Consider the following 7,308-nt stretch of genomic DNA (forward strand, 5'->3'; position numbering starts at 1 on the left):
TCGTAGCCTACGACCTTGTCGCTGATGTCATTGACCGTGTTACAGCGAGTCTGAGTCGTGGTGTAGGTGTCACGCTCCTGCATGCCTTCCTGCACCTTGTTACCCGCATAACCGCCGCCGACCGCACCGGCCACTGTGGCGATTTTCTTGCCTGTACCGCCGCCGATCTGATTGCCCAACAGGCCACCAGCCAGGGCGCCGACCACCGTACCGGCGATCTGGTGTTGGTCTTTCACCGGCGCTTGCCGGGTCACCGTAACRTCCTTGCACACTTCACGTGGAGTCTTGATTTGTGTCTTGACCGGTTCAACGGCCAGCACTTGTGCATACTCAGGGCCGCTTTTAACCAGTTTGTAGGTGGCAACAGCACCACCGGCAGTCACACCGACAGCACCCAATACCGCACCAACCAGCAACGACTTGTTCACATGAACCTCCTGGCTATAACAGACGGGACAAACCCGCGCTTCTCCCAGCCTTGGAGCATGAAAAAAGGCGCGAGTTCAACACTCGCGCCTTCTCGGCTTGCAGCAGGAAAAAGATAACCGTTATGGGCGGTCGTCGACTTCCTTCTCGCTCGTCGCCACAGGAATCAGGTCTTCGCTGTTCAGGTTCAGCCAGATCAGCACCACGTTCGCGATGTRGATAGAGGAGTAAGTACCCGCCAGAACACCGATGAACAGGGCAATGGAGAAACCGAACAGGTTGTCGCCACCGAAGAACAACAGGGCCGCGATCGCCAGCAAGGTGGAGATCGACGTCGCCATGGTCCGCAGCAGGGTTTGCGTGGTCGAGATGTTGATGTTCTCGATCAGGCTGGCCTTGCGCAGGACGCGGAAGTTCTCACGAACCCGGTCGAATACCACGATGGTGTCGTTGAGCGAGTAACCGATGATCGCCAGTACCGCCGCCAGCACCGTCAGGTCGAAGGTGATCTGGAAGAACGACAGGATACCGACGGTCACGATCACGTCGTGGATCAAGGACACGATCGCACCGACCGCAAACTTCCACTGAAAGCGGAAAGCCAGGTAGATCAGGATGCCGCCCAGCGCCATCAGCATGCCGAGGCCGCCCTGGTCGCGCAGTTCTTCACCCACCTGCGGGCCGACGAACTCGACACGCTTGACCTGAGCCGGGTTGTCGCCGCCGACTTTCTGCAGCGCTTCAGCCACCTGGTGACCCAGTTGCGGATCTTCGCCAGGCATGCGCACCAGAAGATCGGTAGTCGCACCGAAGTTCTGCACGATGGCTTCGTGATAACCGGCTGTAGCCAGTTGCTCACGCACCTTGGTGACATCGGCCGGACGCTCGTAGGTCAGCTCGATGAGCGTACCGCCGGTGAAGTCCAGGCCCCAGTTCATGCCCTTATGAAAGACACTGAACATTGCCAGCGCGGTAAGGAACAATGTGACGCCGAACGCAAAGTTGCGAACGCCCATGAAGTTGATTGTACGTAACATGGCAGCCCCTTAAATCCACAACTTCTTGAAGTCACGACCGCCGAAGATCAGGTTGACCATCGCGCGGGTCACCATGATGGCCGTGAACATCGAGGTAAAGATCCCGAGGGACATGGTCACGGCGAAACCCTTGACCGGGCCGGTGCCCATGGCAAAGAGAATCCCGCCCACCAACAAGGTTGTCAGGTTGGCGTCGAGAATCGCGGTGAATGCCCGGCCGAAGCCTTCGTTGATTGCCCGTTGTACGGTCATGCCGGCCGCGATCTCTTCACGTATCCGCGAGAAGATCAGGACGTTGGCGTCGACCGCCATACCCATGGTCAATACGATACCGGCGATACCCGGCAGGGTCAGCGTTGCACCCAGCAGCGACATCAAGGCCAGCAGCATCACCATGTTCACTGCCAGCGCAACGGTGGCGATGAGGCCGAAGAAGCGGTAGATGGCCATGATGAACAGCGAGACAAACAGCATGCCCCACAACGATGCATCGATACCTTTGGTGATGTTGTCGGCACCCAGGCTTGGGCCAATGGTGCGCTCTTCAGCGAAGTACATCGGAGCCGCCAGACCACCGGCACGCAGCAGCAGCGCCAGCTCGGACGATTCGCCCTGGCCGTTCAGGCCAGTGATGCGGAACTGGGCACCCAGCGGCGACTGGATGGTCGCCAGGCTGATGATCTTCTTCTCTTCCTTGAACGTCTGAACCGGCACGTCTTTCTCGACGCCGTTGACCACTTGCTTGACGTAAGTGGTGACCGGACGCTGTTCGATGAAGATCACCGCCATGCTGCGACCGACGTTGCTGCGAGTCGCACGACTCATCAGCTCGCCACCGTGGCCATCCAGACGGATGTTCACTTCTGGCGTACCGTGCTCGCCGAAGCCGGCCTTGGCGTCAGTCACCTGGTCGCCGGTGATGATCAGGCCACGCTCGATCAGAGCCGGAGGACGCTTGCCTTCACGGAACTCGAATTCCTCGGAAGTGGCTTTCGAAGCGCCAGGCTCAGCCGCCAGACGGAACTCCAGGTTGGCCGTCTTGCCGAGGATACGCTTGGCTTCTGCGGTGTCTTGCACGCCCGGCAGCTCAACCACGATGCGGTTGGCGCCCTGGCGCTGAACGATAGGTTCGGCAACACCCAGCTCGTTGACGCGGTTACGTACCGTGGTCAAGTTCTGCTTGATGGAGTATTCGCGGATTTCCGCCAGCTTGGCCGGGGTCATCGCCAGACGCAGTACCGGTTGGCCATTGAGGTCGGCCGGAACAATGTCGAAATCGTTGAAGTTCTTGCGGATCAGCGCACGGGCCTGTTCGCGGGAGTCTTCATCAGTGAAGCCCAGCTGAATGGCACCGCCCAGTTGCGGCAGGCTGCGATAGCGCAGTTTCTCTTTGCGCAACAGGCTCTTCACATCGCCTTCGTAGACTTTCAGGCGTGCGTCGAGGGCTTTGTCCATGTCCACTTCCAGCAGGAAGTGCACACCACCGGACAAGTCCAGACCCAGCTTCATCGGGTGCGCGCCCAGGCTGCGCAGCCATTGCGGGGTGGTTTGCGCCAGGTTCAGTGCAACGACGTAGTCATCGCCCAATGCCTTGCGCACAACGTCTTTGGCTGGCAACTGGTCTTCGGCCTTGACCAGGCGAATCAGACCGCCCTTGCCGTTTGCCGCCAGCGTGGCCGCCTTGACGTTGATCCCGGATTCCTTGAGCGCGGTGCTCACACGGTCCAGATCAGCCTGATTGACTTGCAGCGCAGTGCTTGCACCGCTGACCTGAATGGCCGGGTCGTCAGGATATAGATTGGGAGCGGAATAAATCAGACCGACCGCCAGCACCGCCAGGATCAGAATGTATTTCCACAGAGGGTATTTGTTCAGCATCACGCCGCCCGCTTATGACGCGGGGCGCCTTGCGCGCCCCGTCGATTGAGTAGAAGTTGTAACTTAGATCGCTTTGAGCGTGCCTTTTGGCAGCGTGGCGGCGATGGCGCCTTTCTGGAACTTCATTTCAACGGTGTCGGAAACTTCCAGAACCACGAAGTCGTCGGACACTTTGGTGATTTTGCCGGCGATACCACCGGTGGTCACAACTTCGTCACCTTTTTGCAGGCTGCTCAGCAGGTTCTTCTGCTCTTTGGCGCGCTTGGCCTGTGGACGCCAGATCATCAGGTAGAAGATGACCAGGAAACCGACCAGGAAAATCCACTCAAAGCCGCCGCCCATCGGGCCTGCCGCAGGTGCAGCAGCGTCAGCCATGGCATTAGAGATAAAAAAGCTCATTTAGCACTCCAGTTGCAAATGTTGAATCTTGGGGTCAGAAAACTCAGTCCAAAGGCGGAACAGGCAACCCGCGTTTGGCGTAGAAGGCATCGACAAAGGCGGCCAATGTACCCTGTCATCTCGTGCTTGGGCTCGCCCACCGACAGACCGCCGATGGCCAGGCCGTCGAAACCGATCTTGTCGAGGCCTTCCAGGGAGCGCATGCGCAGATCCTGGTGCATGCCGCCCTGCACGATGCCGAACAACGCCGCCGTGTTGTCGCCATGGGCGTTTTTCGAACGCTGAGCCCAGCGCAACGACAGCTCCATCGATACGCGAGCGACGTCTTCGTCGGCCGGGTACGGGGTGCATTCGTCGAAGATCATCACGATGTCCGAGCCCAGGTCACGCTGGACCTGCATCGACTCTTCCGGCCCCATGAACACTTTGGCGCCGTCGACCGGAGAGGCGAAGGTCACGCCCTCCTCCTTGATCTTGCGCATGGCGCCCAGGCTGAACACCTGGAAACCGCCGGAGTCGGTCAGGATCGGGCCTTTCCACTGCATGAAATCGTGCAGGTCGCCGTGCTTCTTGATCACTTCGGTGCCAGGACGCAACCACAAGTGGAAAGTGTTGCCCAGAATGATTTCCGCGCCGGTGGCGACGATATCCCGCGGCAGCATGCCCTTGACCGTACCGTACGTGCCCACCGGCATGAAGGCCGGGGTCTCGACGGTACCGCGCGGGAAGGTCAAACGACCGCGACGCGCCTTGCCGTCAGTAGCAAGCAACTCAAACGACATACGACTTTGGCGACTCATTCTTTGTCCTCAGGGCCACGTGGTGCGGGATTACGGGTGATAAACATCGCATCACCGTAGCTGAAAAAGCGGTATTCGTTGTCGACGGCGGCTTTATAGGCGGCCATGGTCTCGGGATAACCGGCGAACGCCGAAACCAGCATCAACAGCGTGGATTCGGGCAAATGGAAGTTGGTGACCAGAGCATCGACCACATGAAACGGCCGGCCCGGGTAGATAAAGATATCGGTGTCGCCACTGAACGGCTTGAGCACGCCATCACGCGCGGCACTTTCCAGGGAACGCACGCTGGTGGTCCCCACGGCCACCACACGACCGCCGCGAGCGCGGCAGGCCGCAACGGCATCGACCACGTCCTGGCCGACTTCCAGCCATTCGCTGTGCATGTGGTGATCTTCGATCTTCTCCACGCGCACCGGCTGGAACGTGCCCGCGCCGACGTGCAAGGTCACGAATGCGGTCTCGATGCCCTTGGCGGCAATCGCCTCCATCAGCGGCTGATCAAAATGCAGCCCCGCCGTCGGCGCCGCCACCGCACCCAGGCGCTGGGCGTACACCGTCTGATAACGCTCGCGGTCCGAGCCTTCATCCGGGCGATCTATATAAGGAGGCAACGGCATGTGCCCGACGCGGTCGAGCAGCGGCAACACCTCTTCGGCAAACCCCAGTTCGAACAACGCATCGTGACGCGCCAGCATCTCGGCCTCGCCACCGCCGTCGATCAAAATCTTCGAGCCGGGCTTGGGCGATTTGCTGGAACGCACATGGGCCAGCACGCGATGACTGTCGAGCACCCGCTCCACCAGAATTTCCAGCTTGCCGCCGGAAGCTTTCTGGCCAAACAGCCGCGCCGGAATCACCCGGGTATTGTTGAACACCATCAAATCGCCTGGGCGCAAATGCTCAAGCAAATCAGTGAATTGACGGTGTGCCAGGGCGCCGCTGACCCCATCCAGGGTCAACAGGCGACTACCGCGACGCTCGGCCAAAGGATGGCGAGCAATCAGCGAATCAGGGAGCTCGAAGGTAAAGTCAGCAACGCGCATGATGGGGTTCGTCTAGCAGGGCCGGGAAGTCTAGCGGAAATATCAAAAATTCTCCATGTACCTGATTGACCAGCGGTATTCACCTCTCTATACTTCGCCGCCATTGAGCCCTGATGGCGGAATTGGTAGACGCGGCGGATTCAAAATCCGTTTTCGAAAGGAGTGGGAGTTCGAGTCTCCCTCGGGGCACCATATAGCAGTATCTGAGAGTCTCTACCAGCCTCTCAGACCCAGAGAAACCGGCCACTTGGCCGGTTTTTTTGTGCCTGTCTGTTTACCCCTGTATCCCCTTATCCGTTGTATCCCTGTATCCCTGCTTGTATCCTGAGAAAAATACCGAACTTTGGGATACAAGGATGAAGCGCGTAGACATCAAGCGCCGCCCCCTCGCAGACACAACGCTTGCAGGGCTGGAGCCTGAAACAAAGGAATATCGAGAGCTCGACGGAAACGGCCTGTATTTCCGGGTCAAACCTGATGGGGGCAAATCATGGCAACTCCGGTACAAGCGACCTGCAGGTAATTGGGCTTGGATGGGGCTCGGTGGTTATCCAGAAGTCAGCGGTGCGCTTGCCCGGGAGAAGGCTGCCGATCTGCGCAAGGTCGTCAGCAGCGGCGCCGACCCTCTCGAACAAAAGCGCTCGGCTAAAGCGGCTATCGATGCTGCTCGAACCCGAACCTTCAAAGCTGCTGCGGAGGCTTGGCTCAAGGCAAAAGAGGAGAAAGGCCTCGCACCCTCTACTCTCAATAAAATCCGCACCTATCTCGATAAAGACATACTCCCAGCGCTCGGAGACAAACCTCTAGACGAGATTACCCGTACCGATTGCGCGGAACTTCAAGCATCGCTAGAAGCCCGAGATGCGCACAACGTGGCGGAAAAGTGTCGAACCTGGATCAACCAGATTTTCGGGCGAGCTATCGGCCTGGGATTGACTGAAAACGATCCGGGTAGCCGCCTACGCGACATTGCGGCGCAAGCACCAAAGACTCAACAGCACCCGCATTTACTAGAGCCTGAACTCGGCGAATTCCTCACGGCATTGAAGAATACTCCCAGCAGACTCACCGCGAGGACAGCGGCATGGCTTTGCATATGGACAGCCTCACGGCCGGGGATGGTTCGTCTGGCGGAATGGAAAGAGTTCGATCTCGATAAAGCCATTTGGACGACGCCAGCAGCAAAGATGAAGATGCGCCGGGACTTCGTTTGCCCCCTTCCTCGCCAAGCGCTCGTTGCGCTGAAAGAGCTGCATTGTTTGACGGGACGTAGTCGATGGCTATTTCCTGGAGTCGGAGCAAAGAATCCAACGATCAGTGAAAACACAATCAACAAGGTGTTTGCCACCATTGGCTATAAAGGGCGCTTAGTTGGTCACGGTACAAGGCATACGGCGAGCACGTTGCTCCGTGAACATGGATGGCCCAAAGAGCATGTCGAGGCGCAACTTGCTCATAAAGAGGAAGGTATTTCAGGGGTGTACAACAAAGCTCAATATCTTGAGCAAAGGATTGCCATGATGCAGTGGTATGCCGATCATCTTGATAGCTTGCAGAAAGGGAACGTCGTTCAGGGCCAATTCGGACAGGCGATTTGAGTATGCAATTCCTAATCACTCAAAAAGCGTGTGTTCCGCGTGTTCCATGTGTTCCAACACTCCTGAAAGCCTTTAAATTCGGGGCTTATGAGGCTGGAACACAAAATGCGAATAGCTGGAACAC

General features: G+C 58.2%; 7 protein-coding genes and 1 tRNA gene. 2 read left to right on the plus strand and 6 right to left on the minus strand.

The window, feature by feature from the left end; genetic code table 11:
• From AC1DLB_RS24055 to queA, 6 genes are all read right to left on the minus strand, one after another.
• Positions 1 to 428 (minus strand): glycine zipper 2TM domain-containing protein (locus AC1DLB_RS24055; RefSeq protein ID WP_477785765.1); only part of this gene is annotated, 428 nt, incomplete at its 3' end.
• Positions 429 to 548: 120 nt separating this feature from the next.
• Complete coding sequence (gene secF, locus AC1DLB_RS24060) at positions 549 to 1,463, minus strand: protein translocase subunit SecF (protein WP_477785766.1); 915 nt, start codon at positions 1,461 to 1,463, stop codon at positions 549 to 551.
• A gap of 9 nt (positions 1,464 to 1,472) precedes the next feature.
• On the minus strand, positions 1,473 to 3,341 hold the full coding sequence (secD, locus tag AC1DLB_RS24065) for a protein translocase subunit SecD (RefSeq protein WP_018926707.1): 1,869 nt from the start codon (positions 3,339 to 3,341) through the stop codon (positions 1,473 to 1,475).
• Between the two features lie 63 nt (positions 3,342 to 3,404).
• Entirely contained in the window at positions 3,405 to 3,740 is a 336-nt protein-coding gene (yajC, locus tag AC1DLB_RS24070; RefSeq protein ID WP_007934009.1) for a preprotein translocase subunit YajC, read from the minus strand.
• Positions 3,737 to 4,522 carry a tRNA guanosine(34) transglycosylase Tgt gene (gene tgt, locus AC1DLB_RS24075; RefSeq protein WP_477785767.1) on the minus strand — a complete coding sequence of 262 codons (786 nt, stop codon included), beginning with the start codon at positions 4,520 to 4,522 and terminating at the stop codon, positions 3,737 to 3,739. The genes yajC and tgt overlap by 4 nt, the downstream gene beginning before the upstream one ends.
• Before the next feature lie 14 nt (positions 4,523 to 4,536).
• On the minus strand, positions 4,537 to 5,586 hold the full coding sequence (gene queA / locus AC1DLB_RS24080; RefSeq protein WP_019651853.1) for a tRNA preQ1(34) S-adenosylmethionine ribosyltransferase-isomerase QueA: 1,050 nt from the start codon (positions 5,584 to 5,586) through the stop codon (positions 4,537 to 4,539).
• A gap of 107 nt (positions 5,587 to 5,693) precedes the next feature.
• Here queA and AC1DLB_RS24085 point away from each other — a divergent pair.
• Positions 5,694 to 5,778 (plus strand) — tRNA-Leu (locus AC1DLB_RS24085).
• A 164-nt stretch (positions 5,779 to 5,942) separates the two neighbouring features.
• A complete protein-coding gene (locus tag AC1DLB_RS24090) occupies positions 5,943 to 7,184 on the plus strand; it encodes a tyrosine-type recombinase/integrase (protein WP_477744501.1) in 1,242 nt (413 codons plus the stop codon).
• The last annotated feature ends 124 nt before the right edge of the window (positions 7,185 to 7,308 follow it).

This window comes from Pseudomonas sp. 05N434 (genome assembly GCF_056396965.1).